The organism is Virgibacillus byunsanensis (assembly GCF_042675965.1).
GTDB classification, from domain to species: Bacteria; Bacillota; Bacilli; order Bacillales; family Amphibacillaceae; genus Virgibacillus_R; species Virgibacillus_R byunsanensis.
In genome coordinates this window covers 1-19,351 of record NZ_JBHTKJ010000048.1, presented here as the reverse complement: position 1 = coordinate 19,351, position 19,351 = coordinate 1, and the positions used below count along the sequence as shown (strand labels likewise).

The 19,351-nt window shown below is 36.9% G+C and carries 19 protein-coding genes and 4 pseudogenes; 20 read left to right on the top strand and 3 right to left on the bottom strand.

The features are described from left to right. Nucleotides 1-74 precede the first annotated feature (74 nt). The 9 genes and pseudogenes from ACFQ3N_RS15860 (at nt 75) to yhbH (ending at nt 5,653) form a co-directional block, all read left to right on the top strand. Nucleotides 75-245, top strand: coding sequence for a hypothetical protein (locus ACFQ3N_RS15860; protein ID WP_390363511.1), 171 nt, complete (start codon nt 75-77; stop codon nt 243-245). Between the two features lie 600 nt (nt 246-845). Next, nucleotides 846-1,104 (top strand): annotated as a pseudogene (locus ACFQ3N_RS15855) (acyl-CoA dehydrogenase family protein); the annotation flags it as partial. 15 nt (nt 1,105-1,119) lie between these two features. Beyond that, complete coding sequence (locus ACFQ3N_RS15850; RefSeq protein ID WP_390363510.1) at nt 1,120-1,893, top strand: SDR family oxidoreductase; 774 nt, start codon at nt 1,120-1,122, stop codon at nt 1,891-1,893. A gap of 69 nt (nt 1,894-1,962) precedes the next feature. Continuing rightward, the gene (locus tag ACFQ3N_RS15845) at nt 1,963-2,526 is read left to right on the top strand and encodes a TetR/AcrR family transcriptional regulator (RefSeq protein ID WP_390363509.1); all 564 of its coding nucleotides are present in this window, start codon (nt 1,963-1,965) and stop codon (nt 2,524-2,526) included. A gap of 122 nt (nt 2,527-2,648) precedes the next feature. Beyond that, the gene (locus ACFQ3N_RS15840; protein ID WP_390363519.1) at nt 2,649-3,041 is read left to right on the top strand and encodes an acyl-CoA thioesterase; all 393 of its coding nucleotides are present in this window, start codon (nt 2,649-2,651) and stop codon (nt 3,039-3,041) included. 14 nt (nt 3,042-3,055) lie between these two features. Beyond that, a pseudogene (locus ACFQ3N_RS15835) lies at nt 3,056-3,394 on the top strand (phosphotransferase); the annotation flags it as partial. 452 nt (nt 3,395-3,846) lie between these two features. Continuing rightward, entirely contained in the window at nt 3,847-4,218 is a 372-nt protein-coding gene (locus ACFQ3N_RS15830; RefSeq protein WP_390363508.1) for a phosphotransferase, read from the top strand. Then, nucleotides 4,149-4,382 (top strand): annotated as a pseudogene (locus ACFQ3N_RS15825) (zinc-binding dehydrogenase); the annotation flags it as partial. The gene ACFQ3N_RS15830 and the pseudogene ACFQ3N_RS15825, both read left to right, overlap by 70 nt. Before the next feature lie 107 nt (nt 4,383-4,489). Next, nucleotides 4,490-5,653 (top strand): sporulation protein YhbH, encoded by a 1,164-nt coding sequence (yhbH, locus tag ACFQ3N_RS15820; protein WP_390363507.1) that lies wholly within the window; start codon nt 4,490-4,492, stop codon nt 5,651-5,653. A 43-nt stretch (nt 5,654-5,696) separates the two neighbouring features. On the opposite strand, the gene ACFQ3N_RS15815 is transcribed toward yhbH, so the two are convergent. Then, nucleotides 5,697-6,047: a hypothetical protein gene (locus ACFQ3N_RS15815; protein ID WP_390363506.1), complete on the bottom strand. Its 351-nt coding sequence runs from the start codon at nt 6,045-6,047 to the stop codon at nt 5,697-5,699. A gap of 958 nt (nt 6,048-7,005) precedes the next feature. On the opposite strand from ACFQ3N_RS15815, the gene ACFQ3N_RS15810 reads away from it, so the two are divergent. The 3 genes from ACFQ3N_RS15810 to ACFQ3N_RS15800 all read left to right on the top strand — a co-directional run bounded on the left by ACFQ3N_RS15810 (nt 7,006) and on the right by ACFQ3N_RS15800 (nt 9,278). Continuing rightward, nucleotides 7,006-8,172 (top strand): TraB/GumN family protein, encoded by a 1,167-nt coding sequence (locus ACFQ3N_RS15810; RefSeq protein WP_390363505.1) that lies wholly within the window; start codon nt 7,006-7,008, stop codon nt 8,170-8,172. Between the two features lie 133 nt (nt 8,173-8,305). Then, the gene (locus tag ACFQ3N_RS15805; RefSeq protein WP_390363504.1) at nt 8,306-8,797 is read left to right on the top strand and encodes a hypothetical protein; all 492 of its coding nucleotides are present in this window, start codon (nt 8,306-8,308) and stop codon (nt 8,795-8,797) included. After that, nucleotides 8,775-9,278, top strand: a complete 504-nt coding sequence (locus ACFQ3N_RS15800; RefSeq protein ID WP_390363503.1) for a hypothetical protein — start codon at nt 8,775-8,777, stop codon at nt 9,276-9,278. Before ACFQ3N_RS15805 ends, ACFQ3N_RS15800 begins: the two co-directional genes overlap by 23 nt. An 11-nt stretch (nt 9,279-9,289) precedes the next feature. Here ACFQ3N_RS15800 and ACFQ3N_RS15795 read toward each other — a convergent pair whose 3' ends face one another. After that, a complete protein-coding gene (locus tag ACFQ3N_RS15795) occupies nt 9,290-9,994 on the bottom strand; it encodes an NAD-dependent protein deacylase (RefSeq protein ID WP_390363502.1) in 705 nt (234 codons plus the stop codon). A 126-nt stretch (nt 9,995-10,120) separates the two neighbouring features. On the opposite strand from ACFQ3N_RS15795, the gene ACFQ3N_RS15790 reads away from it, so the two are divergent. The 3 genes from ACFQ3N_RS15790 (at nt 10,121) to ACFQ3N_RS15780 (ending at nt 12,717) form a co-directional block, all read left to right on the top strand. Beyond that, complete coding sequence (locus ACFQ3N_RS15790) at nt 10,121-10,405, top strand: hypothetical protein (protein WP_390363501.1); 285 nt, start codon at nt 10,121-10,123, stop codon at nt 10,403-10,405. Nucleotides 10,406-10,552: 147 nt separating this feature from the next. Continuing rightward, complete coding sequence (locus ACFQ3N_RS15785) at nt 10,553-11,464, top strand: peptidase U32 family protein (RefSeq protein ID WP_390363518.1); 912 nt, start codon at nt 10,553-10,555, stop codon at nt 11,462-11,464. Nucleotides 11,465-11,481: 17 nt separating this feature from the next. Continuing rightward, nucleotides 11,482-12,717 (top strand): peptidase U32 family protein, encoded by a 1,236-nt coding sequence (locus tag ACFQ3N_RS15780; protein WP_390363500.1) that lies wholly within the window; start codon nt 11,482-11,484, stop codon nt 12,715-12,717. A 51-nt stretch (nt 12,718-12,768) separates the two neighbouring features. On the opposite strand, the gene ACFQ3N_RS15775 is transcribed toward ACFQ3N_RS15780, so the two are convergent. Then, complete coding sequence (locus tag ACFQ3N_RS15775) at nt 12,769-14,604, bottom strand: sensor domain-containing protein (protein WP_390363499.1); 1,836 nt, start codon at nt 14,602-14,604, stop codon at nt 12,769-12,771. Between the two features lie 167 nt (nt 14,605-14,771). On the opposite strand from ACFQ3N_RS15775, the gene ACFQ3N_RS15770 reads away from it, so the two are divergent. From ACFQ3N_RS15770 to ACFQ3N_RS15750, 5 genes and pseudogenes are all read left to right on the top strand, one after another. After that, on the top strand, nt 14,772-16,181 hold the full coding sequence (locus tag ACFQ3N_RS15770; protein ID WP_390363498.1) for a SpoVR family protein: 1,410 nt from the start codon (nt 14,772-14,774) through the stop codon (nt 16,179-16,181). Nucleotides 16,182-16,595: 414 nt separating this feature from the next. Continuing rightward, the gene (locus tag ACFQ3N_RS15765) at nt 16,596-16,850 is read left to right on the top strand and encodes a hypothetical protein (protein WP_390363497.1); all 255 of its coding nucleotides are present in this window, start codon (nt 16,596-16,598) and stop codon (nt 16,848-16,850) included. Further along, nucleotides 16,807-17,079, top strand: a complete 273-nt coding sequence (locus ACFQ3N_RS15760; protein WP_390363496.1) for a type II toxin-antitoxin system RelE family toxin — start codon at nt 16,807-16,809, stop codon at nt 17,077-17,079. The genes ACFQ3N_RS15765 and ACFQ3N_RS15760 overlap by 44 nt, the downstream gene beginning before the upstream one ends. A 37-nt stretch (nt 17,080-17,116) precedes the next feature. Next, a pseudogene (locus ACFQ3N_RS15755) lies at nt 17,117-17,689 on the top strand (SpoVR family protein); the annotation flags it as partial. A 559-nt stretch (nt 17,690-18,248) separates the two neighbouring features. Beyond that, nucleotides 18,249-19,154 carry a glycine betaine ABC transporter substrate-binding protein gene (locus ACFQ3N_RS15750; protein ID WP_390363495.1) on the top strand — a complete coding sequence of 302 codons (906 nt, stop codon included), beginning with the start codon at nt 18,249-18,251 and terminating at the stop codon, nt 19,152-19,154. Nucleotides 19,155-19,351: the final 197 nt, after the last annotated feature.

The window sequence follows — 19,351 nt, the reverse complement described above, 5'->3', positions numbered from 1 at the left end:
TCTAAGCTAACTTATTTTTATGTGAAGGATAATCTTCTCCTATTAAAGCAACCTAATTTTAGGAGGTGAATGTTATGGCAGACGATAGAGATTATGGTGAACAGCATCCGCACTTCGATGGAAAGAGAGAAGGGATTATTTCAGACACTGTCGGGAAACAAATTGGTGTTCGAACCGATACTGACAAAGAATCAACTAATCCTTATCATGTTAGATTATTAAAAAAGGATCAGGAAAAGAAATAAACCATGAAATGAACGTTTGATGTAGATGCCTGGCCTTTCAGTTTTCGTGTTGGCTGGGCATTCTCATTTTCATTTCAGTATCAAGTTATGGAAAAGAAAAAAGGATAAAAATGGTTGCACTTCTATCCTACATTGATTTATAATTAAATAAAATATTCTGAACATACTATCCGGTTAGTTTGTGGCGTGGCTGCCAGGTTGATTTCCGCTGCGGGGTCTTCAGACACGTGCTGTTCCCGCAGGAGTGGACTGACCTCCGCTCCAATCAACCATCATTAAGTAGCAGTTTATGTTATAAAAAACTGATAGCAGTTGTTTTATTATACCAGCCGCCCTAAGGTGCGCGAATGTATTTTCAGAGAGAGTAAAAGCACCAACCATCATCTCAAGTTACGTCGTGTTTTATATCAACTACGAGGGTTAAAAAGCAACAAAACTTACAAATGAGTCTAAAAGATAGGGGGTGAAGAGGATGGATTTTTCATATTCAGACGAGGTTGTGGGTTTACAAGAAAAATTAACCGTCTTTATGGGAGCATATTTATCCAAATGAAAAATTCTATGAGGAACAATTGAATCAACAGGAAAACCGTTTGGAAAAAGTCCCCCCCAATAATGGATACAGTTGGTAATAAAGAGGCAAAAACAGAGATTGCCATGATAAAAGTGGTTGCACCAAGTATAGCGTTACGTGTAATTGATCGGGCCATTCAAGCGTTTGGTGGTGCTGGCGTAAGTGAAGTCTCCACCGTTGGCTGCACACTGGGCAAACGCACGAACACTCCGATTAGCAGATGGACCTGATGAAGTACATCGCAGGCAAATCGCCAAATTAGAGCTAAGAAAATATTCGAAGTAGAAAAGGAGATGTCTTATGAAAGTACTGGACTTATTTAAATTAGAAGGTAAGACAGCAATTGTAACTGGTGGGGGACGTGGACTCGGAGCGCAAATTGCACAAGCGTTTGCTGAGGCTGGTGCGAATGTCGTTGTATGTTCTCGTAAACTAGAAGCATGCCAGGAAATGAGTGAGGAGTTAAAAAAGGCTGGGGTTGATTCATTGGCATTCAGTTGTGACGTTACGAATCAAGATGATGTGAAACGAGTAGTAGAAGAGACAAAGGCACATTTTGGATCAATTGATATATTAGTAAATAATAGTGGTGCGACATGGGGAGCTCCAGTTGTTGATATGCCGCTTGAAGCTTGGCACAAGGTAATGAACGTGAATGTTACCGGGACATTCTTGATGAGTCAGGAAGTTGGAAAAGCAATGATTGAACAAAATAGTGGGAAAATCATTAACATTGCTTCAGTAGCTGGTTTTGGTGGTACAGATCCCCGGTTCATGGACACCATTGGATATAATACAAGTAAAGGTGCAATCATGACATTCACGAAGGATTTGGCGGCAAAATGGGGGCAGCATAATATTAATGTGAACGCAATTGCTCCAGGGTTTTTCCCAACGAAAATGTCACAAGGGTTAATTCACTTAGGAAAGGATAAAATCCTGGAAGGAACCCCTCTAAATCGATTGGGAAGTGATGAAGATCTAAAAGGTGCCGCACTGTTTTTAGCCTCAAAGGCTTCCGATTATGTTAGTGGAGATATTTTATCTGTAGATGGCGGAGCACATGCGTTATAAATAGTGATTTACGATAGGCGTATGATAGATTAGGAATCACAAGACTAAAGCAGAGTGAGGATAATGGATATGAAAGAAAAAATTACAACACAGAGTATTAAACTTTTCGAAAAAAAGGGTTTTAGTCAAACGTCTATCCAGGATATTGTTAATGAACTGGAAGTAACGAAAGGAACGTTTTATTATTATTTTTCCAGTAAAGAACAGCTGCTGATGGATATTCATTTGGACTACATTACCAATCTATTAGAACGTCAGCACCGAATTTTGGATAACGAAAACCTATTACAAAAAGAGAAGTTAAGTAATATAGTCCGTTTACTGATTACAGATATTACAGATAAAGGCCCCAGTGCACGCGTGTTTTTCCGTGAAGTACGTCATTTGACGAACGATAACATCGAAAGCATCAAAGAAAAACGGGATCAATTTCGCTTGAATATCGAAAAAACAATCCAGGAAGGTGTTACCATAGGTGAATTTCGTGCCGGTATTCGGACTGATATGGTAACGTTCGGGCTTTTAGGTATCACAAATTGGAGTTATCAGTGGTATAAACCAGACGGTGATGTATCAGCAGAAGAGTTAGCGGATATTTATGTAGATATGATTTTAAATGGAATTGAACAGTAACGACTTAAAATTACTATCGAAAAAGGTAGTAAAATTAGTTAAATTAACTGAATATTATAAATAAAAATGTTAGTCAGCATAGAAATTCATATATGATGGAACTATTTCAGGAGGTGAAATAGCTGGATATTAAAGTACGTGTTGGAGAAACAGATGCATTAGGCCATATCAACAATACGAGTTACTTTATATATATGGAGGAAACAAGGATAGAGTTCTTGTCTGAAATTGGTATTCGTGTACATGATCAAGATTTCGCTTTCATGCTAGCATCAACAAAATGTGATTTTTCCAAGCAAGGATACTTTGGGCAAACATTAGAAGTATTAACGGAAGTAGCAAAAATCGGTACAAAAAGCATTACGTTGTTAAGCACGATTGAAGATAAAGAATCAGGTGATGTAATTGCTAAAGGAGAGGCAGTCATTGTGTATTTCGATGTTCGAATGCAACAGTCTATTAAAATTCCTGAATCGTTCAAGACGAAGCTAGGAGCGCATTTACGTTCAGCATGAAGGGAGTAGATAAAATGGAAACGGATTTTAAGGACACCATCAGCGTTCGAAAAGGCGAAGAACTAAATAAAGATACACTATTCAAATTTATTCAGGGAAATATAGCAGGAGTCCCTGATGGGGAGCTGGAAGTGGAGCAATTTAGTGCAGGGCATTCCAACTTAACTTACTTACTGCGGATTGGGAAATGGGAAGCTGTATTACGCAGGCCACCACTTGGTCCTGTTGCACCAAAAGCACACGACATGAAGCGGGAATATACGCTTTTATCGGGTTTACACCCGTTATATCCAACTGCCCCAAAGCCGTATGTATTTTCTGAGGATAAAAATATTGTTGGAAGTTCCTTTTTTAGCAGGTAAGAAAGTATAAAACTTCCTTATCTGCATAAGTGCAACTAGGCCATTCACTATAAAGGATTGGCGAATGCCAAGTTTTCTAAAAAGATAGGAAAGTATAAAAAATTGGCTCTACCACAGCGTTTGTTGCTGTGGCATTTTATGTTGTCTTGTTAAATTTTAGCATCCGATTGCTTAAATAGAAATTACACTGCTTGAACATAAGATAGCCTATCTTTTTTGCGGACTCAGTGGATCTTATTTGTAACAGTTCCAGGAGTTATGGACTGTTTTTCATGCAATAAGATCCCCTGAGTCCGCTTGACCTTAAAAATAACTGTTTTTGACAATAATAAGGGCACTGGAGTCCGATTAAAATTCGTTCGTCTATTATCGGCCTCTAGAAGCGACTGCTCTTCTGGAGAAATCGCCACCCGTTACTTGAATAAAATTATTTCTTTGTTCTCATGGAACGACGAAAAGGGATTGTACTTGATGCAGCATTTCCAGAAGAAATCACATATAATAAAGCGCTTGGCCGAAAGATCTCAGAACTTATGGTAGACAAGTTGGTGGAACTTCACAGGATTGACTATACGAAAACCAACCTGGTGGAAATTGCTAAACCGGATGGATTCATGGAGCGTCAAGTCAAAGGATGGATTAATCGTTATGAACGTTCCAAAACGGATGAAGTTCCAGGGCTGGTTCAATTAACGAACTGGTTGGAGAATCATATCCCTATTTCACCAGAACCGACCATTATCCATTGGGAAGGTTGGAACAAAGTGAAACGGTTCTTGTCCATGTTGCAAAGATCTTCGGGGCAGGAAAAATAATTTCTACAGCTAGTACTCAGGAGAAACTAACATTTTCAAAAGAGATGAGGGCAGACCATGGTGTGAATTATACAGAGGAAGGTTGGGAAGAAAAGGTACGAGAACAACTTACAGATGGAAAAGGAGTTGATGTTGCACTGGAAATGGTAGGGGGGAGAAGTTTTTTATTTACCTATTTATTCGAGTAAAATGCAATAACTCACCTGTAGATGCATATGATAGAGAAACTACCAAATTGGTAAGTTTTAAAAAAAATATAGGAGGCGAAGGTATGCAGGAGAAAAAAGAAAGTTTTGCTGTCTCCCAAGAAAACTGGTCCCTCCATCGCAAAGGCCATCAAGATCAACAGCGGCATATGGATAAAGTGAAAGAAGCCATTAAGAATAACTTGCCGGATTTAATTAGTGAAGAAAATATCATTATGTCAAACGGTAAGGATGTAATAAAAATTCCAATACGTTCATTGGATGAGTACAAAATACGCTATAATTATAATAAATCAAAACATGTAGGGCAAGGGGATGGTGATAGTCAGGTAGGTGATGTGGTCGCTCGCGGTCCTAGCGACAAACAAAACAGCGGATCTGGAAATGGAAGAAAGGCAGGAGAACAACCAGGTCAAGATTACTATGAGGCTGATGTATCTTTAGATGAAATAGAGGATGTTTTATTTAAAGAGCTGGAGCTTCCTAATCTACAACAAAAAGAACAAGCGGAAATTACAATCGATGAAGTTGAGTTTAATGATGTACGTAAAAAAGGACTCATGGGTAATATCGATAAGAAAAGGACCATATTAACTGCAATAAAACGAAATGCAAGAGATGGAAAACCGGGAATCACTCCCATCCATAATGACGACCTCCGTTTTAAAACATGGAATGATGTAATAAAACCTGAATCAAAAGCTGTTGTTCTTGCGATGATGGATACAAGTGCATCAATGGGTAATTTTGAAAAGTATGTAGCAAGAAGTTTCTTTTTCTGGATGACAAGATTTTTGCGATCTAAATATGAAACTGTAGAAATAGCTTTTATCGCACACCACACCGAAGCAAAAGTAGTAACAGAGGAAGGGTTTTTTTCAAAAGGGGAAAGCGGTGGAACGATTTGTTCATCAGCTTACTATAAAGCATTAGAGCTAATTGAAGAACAATACAATCCAAACCGCTACAATATCTATCCATTTCATTTTTCAGATGGTGAGAACGTTATTTCTGATAATACTAAATGTATCAAACTTGTTAATGAAATTATGGATGTATCAAACATGTTCGGCTACGGGGAAGTGAATGGGTATAGCCGTACTTCCACATTAATGAGAGCATATAAAGAAATAGAAGACCCAAAATTTCGTCACTATATCCTAAAAGAAAAACGGGATGTATACGATGCAATGAAAAGTTTCTTTAAAAAAGAAGCAGTTACAACCTAAAGTCTCCTTTTAATGGAGATTTTTTTTTGTTATTAAACCCTTGTTAGATTTGTAGCCGAATCTTATATACGCCTCGTGAGGTGCTTAATAAAAATTCTGATCCGTCGAATTCATACATGGTACTGTCCTCTAATGGTATTTCATACAAGGATGACGGAAGAGATTGCGGATTGTTGGTCTCTGACAGAATGTGTCCAGTTCCATTTAAGTGCAGAGAATGCATTGGTTCATAATCATCAATCCTTCTTGTGTCTCTATCATACGAAATGGCCTCTAACTTCATCTGAGTTTCGTCAATATCATCCATTTCATGCTTTGTAATGGTAATGTTTTGCCCATTCCAGTTTTTGAGTAATTCATTAAATTCTTCTACAGATAGAAAATGCTGTTCCATGTTAAACCTCCTCCTCTATAAACTATCCTGGATTAATGTAAAAATACAGGTATTCAAGTATCAATCAGTGGTAAAATTTATCGTGAGTATTATTTTCTTTTCGCTAATTTATATCAAATTATTCTAATTCTCCCGTTTCTGGTTTATTATTGTATTAGGACATAAAATTTTATACGTTTACTTATAAAGTAAGGCTGTTTTCGCACGCATTGTTACTTTTTTATCTTCATAGTTGATGTAAAATGCGGCGTAACTTAGGCTTATTTCTAAGAACGCTCGCTATTGCTGCCGTCTGGGATCGCTACGGGCGGATGCTTTCCGCGGGCACGGTCTCAGCCTCCTCGAGAAAATCACTCTGCGGGGTCTTCGAACACGTGCTGTTCCCGCAGGAGTCACCGCCCTCCGCTCACCCTGACTGGTAAGGTGTTTTATTAATACTGATACAGTCCCACGACAGTAACGGAAATAACAGCGGAGGAAATACACACAGACTCCTTGAAAATACAAACCGATTTTCTGCGTGCGATGTCTAGCTATGTAGCTTTCCTTATCCTGTGGGAGCAGAGGCCTAGGAGGCTGTCCGACGAAGTGAAATTGCCGAATATTTATTCAAAATATGGTGGATTATACATTAATAATTCAGTGTGAATGCATATATATTCACAGAAATTATTCCATCGGACAGCCTCCTAGTTGAGACCCCGCAGAGCGTTAGCTCGAGGAGGCTCATCAGCAGCCCACGGGTAGAAGACACTGCGCAGTGAAACGAAGCAGATGTCGCACTTGTACCCGGATGGGTGAAAGCGAAGTGTATTTCCGTAGCGGTAGGTTAACCGTCACATCAAGTTATGTTTATATCTATTCTCTCAAAAGCAACAATCTTTACGAAAACAGCCTAAAGCTAAAACACAGAATTCACTTGTAGATTTGCCAAGGGTTTCTAAAAGGAAGGTTTATAATGACAGAAGAAAATATTACACGGATTCAATTAGATGGAAAAGAATATATACTTATTGGAACAGCACATGTATCCAAACATAGCGCTGAGCAAGTAAAGGAAGTCATCGAAGCTGAACAGCCGGATTCTGTTGCAATCGAATTAGACCAACAACGATTTCAATCAATTAAGGACGGAAATAAATGGAAGGATATGGATATATTTAAAGTTATCAAAGAAAATAAAGCGACACTGCTTTTGATGAACCTTGCAATATCCTCCTTCCAAAAACGCATGGCTAAACAATTCGGTATTAATCCAGGTCAGGAAATGATTCAAGGGATTGAATCAGCAGAAAAAGCCGGTGCTGAACTTGTACTGGCCGATCGAAATATTCAGCTTACATTTTCCCGTATTTGGCGTGGTTTAGGACTCAAAGGGAAGGCGAAGTTGCTTACACAGATTATCGGTAGTATCTTCTCCAAGGAAAGCATCTCTGAAGAAGAACTGGAGAAAATGAAATCACAGGATATGATCAATTCCATCCTGCAAGATTTCACGGATCATTTCCCTGAGTTAAAACGACCGTTAATTGATGAACGAGATCAGTACTTAGCTCAAAAAATTAAAGATTCCCCAGGAAATAAAGTGGTGGCGGTCTTAGGTGCAGCACATGTGCCAGGAATTAAAGAAGAAATTAAAAAAGATCATGATTTGGATCGGTTATCGCAAGTGCCAGTCAAATCAAAGGTACCCAAGGTTATTGCCTGGTCGATTCCTGCCATTATTATCGCTATTATCGCTTATACATTTTATACAAATCCTACTGCAGGAATCCAGCAAACGATAAGCTGGTTTTTATGGAATGGGTCGTTTGCAGCACTCGGAACCGCAATAGCGTTAGGTCATCCGCTTACTATAATTACAGCTTTCGTTGTAGCTCCAATAACTTCGCTAAATCCGTTAATAGCTGCTGGGTGGTTTGCAGGAATTGTGCAAGCATTGATCAGGCGTCCAAGTGTAGGAGACTTCGATACGCTGTCTGAAGATGTATTTAGTGTAAAAGGCTTTTGGCAAAATAAAGTAACAAGAATTTTATTAATTGTTGTATTAGCCAATTTAGGAAGTAGCATTGGAACATTTATTGGCGGTGCAGATGTGATTCGGCTGTTTATTGAGAATATATAAAGAAATGTAAAACGAGCTTGGATTCCAAGCTCGTTTTGACTTATCTTATCTACATAAGCGCAACTAAAGATTGGCGATAAGCCATAATGTTTAAGAACATAATCTTATTCACATACTATTGTTGGTGATTATAATGGCTTTTACAATAATAATAATCTTAACATGGTTGATAGGAACTATATTTTATTTCACACCCAAAACATTATCCTTTTTACAAAATAGTATTGTGTTTATGTTACTTGCCATCATTTCAAGAAATAATATGACCATTGTCACGATGGAATTAGAGTCAATTCAAACTTCTCAACAACCAATCATATATATGTTTTTTCTTATACAAAGAGAAGTCATTATACCGATACTCACACTTATATTCATAAACATCTATTATAAAATAGAAACAATAAGCAAAAAAATCATACTTTTTCTTATTATTTATTTAGGGATGTTTTCATTAAACTATTTATCAATTACTCTGGATGTTGTTACATATCTAAAGTGGAACTATTTTTATGACCTCTTACATGATACTATCTATCTGTTAGTTGGTTTATGGTTAAGTAAAATTATTTTACTTATTGAAAAAAAGGAGTCACAACATAATGGAAGCGGTCACTTATTATGACCATTCTTTTAATCTAAATGAATGGTTTGTTATTATTTCCACTGTCGGATTATCTATAATTGTTTGGAAACTACCTAAGATTTTTTCAAGATTAGAATCTATTGCCTATTATTTATATGGTGTTTTTACGGGAATGTTTTTTGACCATACGATAAGTGTGGCACCTCTTGATTATTATGATGTAAATGATAACTCTTCCTATGAATTTATTGATTTTATCAGTTACATTATGTATGGCCCTTTCAGTTACATTTTTATTTATTTCTACGTTAAGTTTAATATAAATGGATATAAACATATCGTTTACATCGTAATCTGGACAGCTATATCTATTTTAGTGGAGTGGATCAGTGTTAAAGTTGGACTTTTTCATTATAAACAAGGTTATACGTTGTTTTACTCCATACCTATTTATTTGTTTGTTCAGACTTTACAAGTTGTCATTTATAATGTTATTCAACATAAAAGTAGGAGGGGATAATTGTTTTGCTATCAATCATCCAATTCTGTCAAAAACTCTCCAATCTCTTTCCCATTAACCACTTGGTCTGCGTACAAATCAAAATCAGTTTCTTCCCTGTTCACAATTACTAATTTTGCACCCTTCTCCTTCGCAACTAAGGGAAACTGGTTTGCTGGAGTCACACTTAGGGACGAGCCCAATACGATAAATAACTCCGCTTTTTCAGCTTCTTCCAACGCAAATTGAAACGCATCTTGAGGCAATGTTTCCCCAAATAACACAATCGACGGACGAAGGGTTCCGCCACAGGAACAATAATACTCCCGCTGAATATATTCTTCACTACTGTAAATTTCGCCACACGTCTGACAATGCAGTTTTTGCAAGGTACCGTGAAGCTCGGCAACTTGTTTACTGCCTGCTTGTTGATGAAATCCATCTACATTTTGCGTAATAATGGAATTCACTTTTCCTTGTTTCTCCCAGTCTGCTAAAATATAGTGCCCCTTATGCGGCTTAAATTCTTTAATGCCAAGTACACGTTCACGGTAAAAGGCTATAAAGTCATGAACATTATTATTTAACGCCTCTGTACTTGCAATTTTGCTTGGATCTTTTTTGTTCCATAATCCCTGGTTCTGGGAGCGGAAATCGGGCAAGCCACTTTCTGTTGACATGCCTGCTCCTGTGAATACGACTGTATATGAAGATTCGTTTAACCATTTTGATAGCACTGTATTTCACCTCCGTCACACTTTAATAGTAGTATACATATAATACCCGCATCTATTAAAGAAATTGACATATATGGCTACGGAAGAGTAGTATTTTCACTAATAATGATGCAGGAGCGAGCCACTATGAAGTTGTTAGTTATTCAGCCGTATATTAAAATCCAACAGGAAATAATTCGTAACGAAAAAATAGAAACGAAACAAGAACGCAATATCCATTTATATGATGAAAAGATCACTACCCGGTATCGAGAGTTTTCTATAGAAGATGTGTTGGATATGTCCTATCGTCAAGTTGGTGGTGGGGGAGGACTTCTTTATTTACATACGAGTAGAGGGTTGTTTTCTTATACGGTAAAAGAATCACCAGAAAAGCTTATAAACGCATTTAAGGAATTAAGTGAAAAATAAGTTCATGGAGTTGTGTCAGACACTAGGTGCTAAATCACCCTAGTGTCTTTTAATATTCCTGAAGTGACCAAGGCCACAACACAAAACAGCCGATTATGATACCATACTTCTGCTAACAGACTTGGAAAAAAGAAGGGATAACGAATGATTGAATTAATAGCAACTGCAGAATCAGTTAATCAAGCAAAGGCATTAATCCATGCCGGGATTGATACATTGTATATTGGTAATGATGAATTCGGTTTACGCTTGCCTTCATCTTTTTCACAAGAAGAAATAAAAGAGATAACCATATATGCTCATCTTCACCACAAGAAAGTCACCGTCGCAGTTAATGGATTAATGCACAACGACAGGATAGAAAAGGTTGTGCCATATTTGAATTTTTTACAAAGGACGGGAATTGACTCGATCACAGTTGGAGATCCGGGTGTCATCCATCTCCTGCAATCAAACCACATAGATTTGGCTTACGTATATGATGCTCAAACGTTAGTGACAAGTGCTAAACATATTAATTTCTGGGCAAAACGTGGTGCGAAAGGTGCCGTTCTGGCTAGAGAGTTGACGTTTGTTGAATTAAAAGCTATTCAAACACAAGTTTTGGTCCCAACTGAATTATTAGTCTATGGAGCAACATGTATTCACCATTCGAAGCGGCCACTTGTAGAGAATTATTATAATTTCACGGAACAAAAGGATCCGGCAACGAAAGATTTATTCATTTCAGAGCCTAAAAAACCAAATACGCATTATTCCATTTACGAAGATCGTAACGGGACTCACGTGTTTAATACGAAAGATATTAATCTGTTGCCATACGCGGGAGATTTAGTGGAAGCGGGTCTAACACAATGGAAGCTAGACGGAGTATTAACACGAGGAGATAGGTTCGTTGAAATTGCTAGTCTATTTGTGGAAGCGAAACAAGCTTTTGTCGAAGGTAGCTGGTCAGAGCAATTGATGGAGCAGTTAAACGAACAGCTTATTGTTACTCATCCACAAGAACGATCATTAAACGAAGGATTTTTCCTGAAAGATCCTAACGATGTCCAATAGGTAGGAGGGATAAAGTTATGAAAACAACTAGTACAAAAAAACCAGAAGTTCTAGCCCCTGCTGGAACCCTAGAAAAGTTAAAAACGGCTATTCACTATGGTGCAGATGCTGTCTATATCGGTGGAAATCGATATGGATTGAGAAGTCGGGCTGGTAATTTCACCTATGAGGAAATGCATGAAGGGGTGGATTTTGCAAAAAAACACGACGCAAAAGTGTACGTTGCTGCAAATATGGTTACCCATGAGGGAGATGAAGTCGGTGCTGGAGAGTTTTTCCGTACACTTCGAGATATTGGTATCCATGCGGTGATTGTTTCAGATCCTGCTTTAATTGAAATATGTGCAATGGAAGCACCGGGTTTGCCAATTCATTTATCAACGCAAGCCTCTGCAACGAATTATGAAACACTGAACTTCTGGCAGCAAGAAGGACTCGAACGTGTGGTTCTAGCAAGAGAAGTAGGAATGGATGAACTTAAGCAAATACGTCAGCATACATCAGTTGAAATAGAGGCTTTCATTCACGGTGCCATGTGTATTTCCTATTCAGGTCGCTGCACATTATCCAATCATATGTCTGATCGTGATGCGAATCGTGGAGGCTGTTCACAATCATGTCGTTGGAAGTATGACTTATTTGAAATGCCACAACCTGGTGAGCATAAAACAGTTCTTGCAGGTGAGCCAGTAGAGGACTTTTCGATGAGTGCTGTAGATATGTCTATGATTCGCCACATTCCAGATCTAGTGGAAAATGGGGTAGATAGTTTAAAGATTGAAGGCCGTATGAAATCAATCCACTATGTTTCCACCGTTTCTAACGTTTATCGTCAGGCAATTGACGCTTATTGCAACGATCCTGACAACTATGCGTTTAAACAGGAATGGGAAGATGAACTATGGAAAGTGGCCCAGCGCGAATTAGCTGCAGGCTTTTACTATGGAATGCCAACTGAAAATGAACAGTTATTTGGCGAACGGAGAAAGATCCCAGCTTATGCATTTATTGGCCAGGTATTAGCCTATGATGAAAAAACACAAATAGCAACGATCCAACAACGAAATAATTTTGGTGTTGGAGATGAAGTCGAATTCTACGGGCCAAACTTCACACACGTTCAGCAAAACATTAGGCAGCTATGGGATGAAAACGACACGCCAATTGATCGTGCCCCACAAGCTATGATGGTCGTAAAAATGAAAGTAAATGCTGCAGTTAGACCGTACGATATGATGCGGAAAAGAAAATAGGAATTAATTAATCAATATAAAACAGACGAAGGCGGATAACCCTCGTCTGTTTTATGTATAACTTAAGTTTAAGAATTTATCTTCTAGCTCAGAAGTGACTAATGGTTTACTAAAGAAATAGCCTTGACCATAAGGGCAATTTAACTGTACCAGAATATGAAGGTGCTCTTCTGTTTCTACTCCTTCCGCGACAATATCTAGATTAAGTGTATGACCTATCTTAAGTATTGCCTCTACTATTGAAATATCTTTTTCATTTAAAGAATCACGTAAGAATGATTGATCTATTTTTATCGTATCAATTGGTAAATTTTTTATTAGTGAAAGTGATGAGTAACCCGTACCAAAATCATCAATAGCAATCCCAACACCTATTTCCTTCAGTCGATTTAATTGTGGCGTAACCAATTCAAAGTCTTCTATTACACTTTCAGTTATTTCAACTTCTAGGTATTGTGCATCTATATTAAATGTGTTCAAACATGATTCGATATAACTCACTAACATACCGTCACGAAACTGTTTTTGAGAAACATTAACAGAAACCTTTACTAAGGGATAACCGCTCTTTTGCCATATATTCATCATTGTAAGGACTTCTTTGATGACCCAGTTTCCAATGTCGTTTATTAAACCAATGTCCTCAGCAATCGGAATAAACTCCATAGGTGAAACGGTACCTAAGCGTGGGTTTTTCCAACGAATTAATGCTTCCAAGCCAACTAAGTTTTGATTTCTTAATGCACATTTAGGTTGGTAACAGATGAATAATTCTTCATTTCTAATAGACTTTCTTAATTCAGTCTCGATTATTGCTCTCCTATTTAGTTGTAACCTAAGGTCATCATTAAAAAATTTATAAGTGTTTTTACCATCTAATTTAGCATAATACATAGCAGTGTCGGCAAAATTTAATAACTTATCCATATTATCGGTATGTGTTGGAAAGATACTTACCCCGATACTGGACGTTATGGTGATTTCATTCCCGTTAATATAGAAAGGCTTATGCAATGATTCAGATATTGAATTTACGATACTATGAATGTATTCATTATCTGATGTTCCAATCAATACGATAAATTCATCTCCACCTAAGTGGTAAACATTAATATCATCATTTTTAAAGAACGACAAATTCTTAGCGACACTTTTTAATAATTCATCCCCAATATCATGGCCAAGAGTGTCATTCGTAATTTTAAACCTGTCTAGATCAATAAATAGTATAGATAAGTCATTTAGTTTTTGCTTAAAACCCTCAAGATCTTTATGTAAACGACGACGATTAGGCATTTTTGTTAATTCATTTTGCTCAGATATATATGTCATGTACTCTTCATATTGTTTTTGTTTTGTAATATCTCGACATACGCATATCATTTTATTGTTTTCTTTGATTTGGGATAAAGTAATTTCTTGAGTGAATGTTTCTCCATCATGTCTAACGCCGATTACCTCTTCTCTTGATTGACCATGCTCTTTTACATCAGAAATCATAGGTTTAAGTAAATGAACGGTGGATTCCTTTGATAAAAGATTCCCCCAATTTAATGATAATATCTCTTTATGATTATAGCCATAGAGTTTTGTAAGTGCATCATTAGCAAATTCTATTTCCCCTTTTTCATTGATAATACAAATTGCATCTGCCGCTGAATCCAAGGCGTAAGAGTAATTTGCTAGTGCATTATTTGCTGTACCAAGTTCTTTTTTGGAATAGAGATATTTATCAATCTGTGTCCCAACTATCCAACCTATGAGTAGATTAAGAATAAATGAGGTAATATGTATTGTTGTAATCGTATCTGAATCTACATAAGAAAGCGAAATCAAATTTGAAACTAGTAAAATAGACGTACAGATAAACCTCCAAGTGTATTGCATACTCTTCTCCCTTTGATAAGTATTGAGAAACGTAATGGATATGTTAATTATATACCAATTATGAATGGATTGAAAATTGTTACATATGTATTCTTTAAACACATTTTACTGTTCATCATTCCCCTATCACATCATAAACTATAAAAAGTACAGATGGAGGGATCATATTGACGGATGCAAAGGCACTGGATAGAGCGATAAATGAAATTACAGAAATTGCCTCTGGATTTGGTCTTGATTATTACCCGATGCGTTACGAAATTTGTCCTGCTGATATTATTTATACATTCGGGGCTTATGGAATGCCAACACGGTTTAGTCATTGGAGTTTTGGAAAGCAATTTCATAAAATGAAGTTGCACTATGACCTTGGTTTAAGTCAAATATACGAACTGGTCATTAACTCAAACCCCTGTTATGCATTTTTATTGGACACAAACAGTCTTATTCAAAACAAACTGATTATTGCTCATGTACTTGCGCACTGCGATTTCTTTAAAAATAACGCACGTTTTTCAAACACAAGAAGAGATATGGTAGAAAGCATGACGGCAACTGCAGAACGTATTGCCAACTACGAAATGATTCACGGAAAGGATGAAGTTGAACGATTTCTGGATGCAGTTTTATCTATTCAGGAACATATTGACCCATCCCTGGTCAGACCAAAACTACCCGACTACGAAACAGAATCAGATAACGACGAACAAACCGAACGAGTAACACCATATGATGATTTATGGAAATTGGATCAAAAAGAAACTAAGAAAAAGAAAGAAACAGGTAAGAGGAAGAAAAAATTCCCACCGAATCCAGAGAAAGATATACTACTGTTTATTGAAGAATACAGTCGTGAGTTAGAAGATTGGCAGTGTGATATTTTAACGATGATGCGAGAGGAAATGCAATATTTCTGGCCACAGCTTGAAACGAAAATCATGAATGAAGGCTGGGCTTCGTATTGGCACCAACGAATCTTAAGGGAACTGGACTTAACATCAAGTGAGGCTATTGAATTTGCTTCATTGAACGCTAGTGTAGTGCAACCTTCCAAACAACAAATTAACCCTTACTATCTCGGTTTGAAAATATTTGAAGACATAGAGGAGCGTTACAATAATCCTACAGATGACATGAAGGAGTTAGGTGTCGAGCCAAATACGGGCAGGGAAAAAATGTTCGAAGTAAGAGAAGTGGAGTCAGACATTTCTTTTATTAGAAACTATTTAACCAAAGAGTTAGTATTTCAGGAAGATATGTATTTATTTGAAAAAAAAGGCAGAGATTATCTTATAACGGATAAAGATTACGAAAACGTGAGAGATCAGCTTATATCAATGCGGGTGAATGGAGGTTTTCCATATATAACGGTAGAGAACGGTGATTATTTACGTAATGGAGAACTTTATTTAGTGCATGGTTATGAAGGAATTGAGCTTGATCTAAAGTATTTGGAAAATGTGCTCCCCTATATTTATCAACTGTGGGGACGAACGGTGCACATGGAAACATATGTAGAAGATAAACAGGTAGTGTATGCGTATAACGGGAAGAAGGTGCATAGAAGGCATTTGTGATTACCAGTAAACAAGAGCAGGTAATGATTGATATTCCTGCTCTTGTTTTTTGGATTAAATTATCTTCATTCCTTGATTCCGGTAATTAAAATAAGAAGCTAATCCCATTGCCATTGACTCTTCTTCAAAATCGAACTATATTCAATTTTTCGAGCAATTAAAGATAACTTATGATCATTTCTTTTCTTTATATATCATAGTAAACCACCTATAATCAGGAACTGTATTGTCAATATAATTTCCATGTTTTTTCACCTCACTATTAATCAAGGCATCTAACTTAATATTTAAACGGGATATGTTGATTATTCTGATAAATGTATACATTAACAACAAATGAGCGATTTGGAAGTTGTTATAATAACTCATGAGTAATATAATAAGTATATCTATAACTGGAAAGGAGATTTAACAATGGCTATTAGTAATGAAGAGTTATACAAAATGTTAAAAAGTCTTCCAGAAGATGCAAAAAAGTCAGCGTTTGATTATATAAAGTTTTTACACTTGAGTCATTCACGCCCTGACTGGGATGACATCATGAACTTTGAACCGGATGAATTTCCTTTAAGTGAAGAAGAAGAAAATCAACTAAAGAATAACTCAGAGTTTGTATCATGGGAGGATGCAAGCGTTGAGCTTAACCTATCAATTGACATTAAGTCGTGAATCCATTAAGTTTTTGAAGAAACAGGAGAAAGCTATTCAGGAAAGGATAGGAACAGCATTAAGTGGGTTAACGATAAGACCACCAATTGGTGATATAAAACCATTAAGAGGTAGAAATAATCAATTAAGACTGAGAGTTGGAACTTATAGGGTGATATTTGAAGTTAATCAAAATGAAGGAATGATTTATATTCTGACTATAGATAACCGCGGCGATGTGTACAAGTAACTATAGATCTAAAAAAATTAGGTCTATTTTTTATGGGAAAACGCCAATACGAAACGAAGGCTGGGCTTCTGTAGTGCAACCTTCCAAATAGCAAATTAACCCTTACTATCTCGGTTTGAAAATATTTGAAGACATAGAGGAGCGTTACAATAATCCTACAGATGGCATGAAGGAGTTAGGTGTCGAGCCAAATACGGGCAGGGAAAAAATATTCGAAGTAAGAGAAGTGGAGTCAGACATTTCTTTTATTAGAAACTATTTAACCAAAGAGTTGGTATTTCAGGAAGATATGTATTTATTTGAAAAAAAGGGCAGAGATTATCTTATAACGGATAAAGATTACGAAAATGTGAGAGATCAGCTTATATCAATGCGGGTGAATGGAGGTTTTCCATATATAACGGTAGAGAACGGTGATTATTTACGTAATGGAGAACTTTATTTAGTGCATGGTTATGAAGGAATTGAGCTTGATCTAAAGTATTTGGAAAATGTGCTCCCCTATATTTATCAACTGTGGGGACGAACGGTGCACATGGAAACTTATGTGGAAGAGAAGCAGGTAGTGTACGCGTATAATGGAAAAAAGGTGCATAGAAGGCACTTGTGATTACCAGAAAACAAGAGCAGGGAATGATTGATATTCCTGCTCTTGTTTTTTGGATTAAATTTAATCTTTTTATCATTAACATTCTGTTTGAATGTTATCTTGTCCCTTTGCATATGAGTAATTAAATAATTATTATTGGGGGGAAACATGATACGGATACCATTACCAGTCATCTTGTTTATTATTTATACATGGGTGTTGTGTATATATGTTTATAGGCAATTTCAGATGTCACCCTAAAATACATTATTCAAAAGACTTTCCTACTACTAGATAATCCATATCTGATATTGATCCATTTAAGTGTTACCATTAATAAATCAATGAATATTTAGTGTGATTAGGGATTGAGTACTATCTTAAATTCTATAATACGAAGTTTTATCCAGTTTTACTGGAAACCATATCTATTGTATTATTTTAAAAGTGCTTTCAAAAAGTTATTAATTTATTAGTTATGTTTAAACTAAGAAGGAAGAATTAAGGACATGCTAAAATGCATAGTCCTTTTTAAGTATGCGATAAGGCCAAGTTTTCTAAAGTTATAAGGAGGAAAAAAATGATAAAATTAAAATCAATTGGTATACCTCTTTACTTATCTTTTTCTTTACTGTTAACTGGCTGTGGTAATGGAGAAGAGGCAGAGGATAATGGAGAAGAGACTGCTAATTTAAGTGAAGCGTTAGATTATACGATTACAGGTATTGAGCCTGGAGCAGGAACCATGGATCTTGCAAATAACACTTTAGAGGAATATGAAAACTTAGAAGGCTGGGAACTTCTAGAAGGGTCAACTGCGGGTATGCTAACGGAGCTAGGTGAGGCAATTGATAACGAAGAACCAATTATTGTAACAGGTTGGACTCCACACTGGAAGTTTGCTTCTTATGATTTAAAATTTCTAGAGGATCCAAAAGGTACATTTGGTGGGGTTGAGAACATAAATACAATAGTAAGAAAAGGTTTAGAAGAGGACATGCCTAATGCATATAAAATTCTTGATCGATTCCACTGGGAACCAGAAGATATGGAAGCAGTAATGCTTGAGGCACAAGATGTTTCATTTGAGGAAGCAGCAAAAAATTGGATAGAAGAGAATCAGGATAGCGTTGATGAATGGACAGAAGGCATAGAGAAGGTAGATGGAAAAGCAATCGAATTAGTATCGACCCCGTGGGATACAGAACGTTCTTCTGGACATGTGATGAAGGCGGTATTAGAACAACAAGGGTTTAAGGTAACATTAACACCCGTCGACCCAGCAGTTATGTTCCAATCAGTAGCTAATGGTGAAGGTGATGCATCTCTTGCTCCATGGTTACCTGTAACACACGGTTCTTTCTATGAAGAAACGAAGGAAGACATGGTTGATTTAGGGGAAAACTTAACAGGTGCAAGAATTGGTATGGTTGTTCCTGATTATATGGACATTGAATCGATTGAGGATTTACAACCAAAGGAATAACAATATGTTAGGGTCAGATTTGCTTGCTTTATAAAGTGATCTGGCCCGAGGGGGAAAATGGGTTGTATTTTCGTAAGACACGAAAAAGATGCATCAGGGATATATGTAAAGTCTATGGTACAGGAAGGCCTGTGAACTACTCCCACCACTTACCACCCTTACGGGTTGTTTGAAGTGGGGGCTTCTTGGGTAATCGT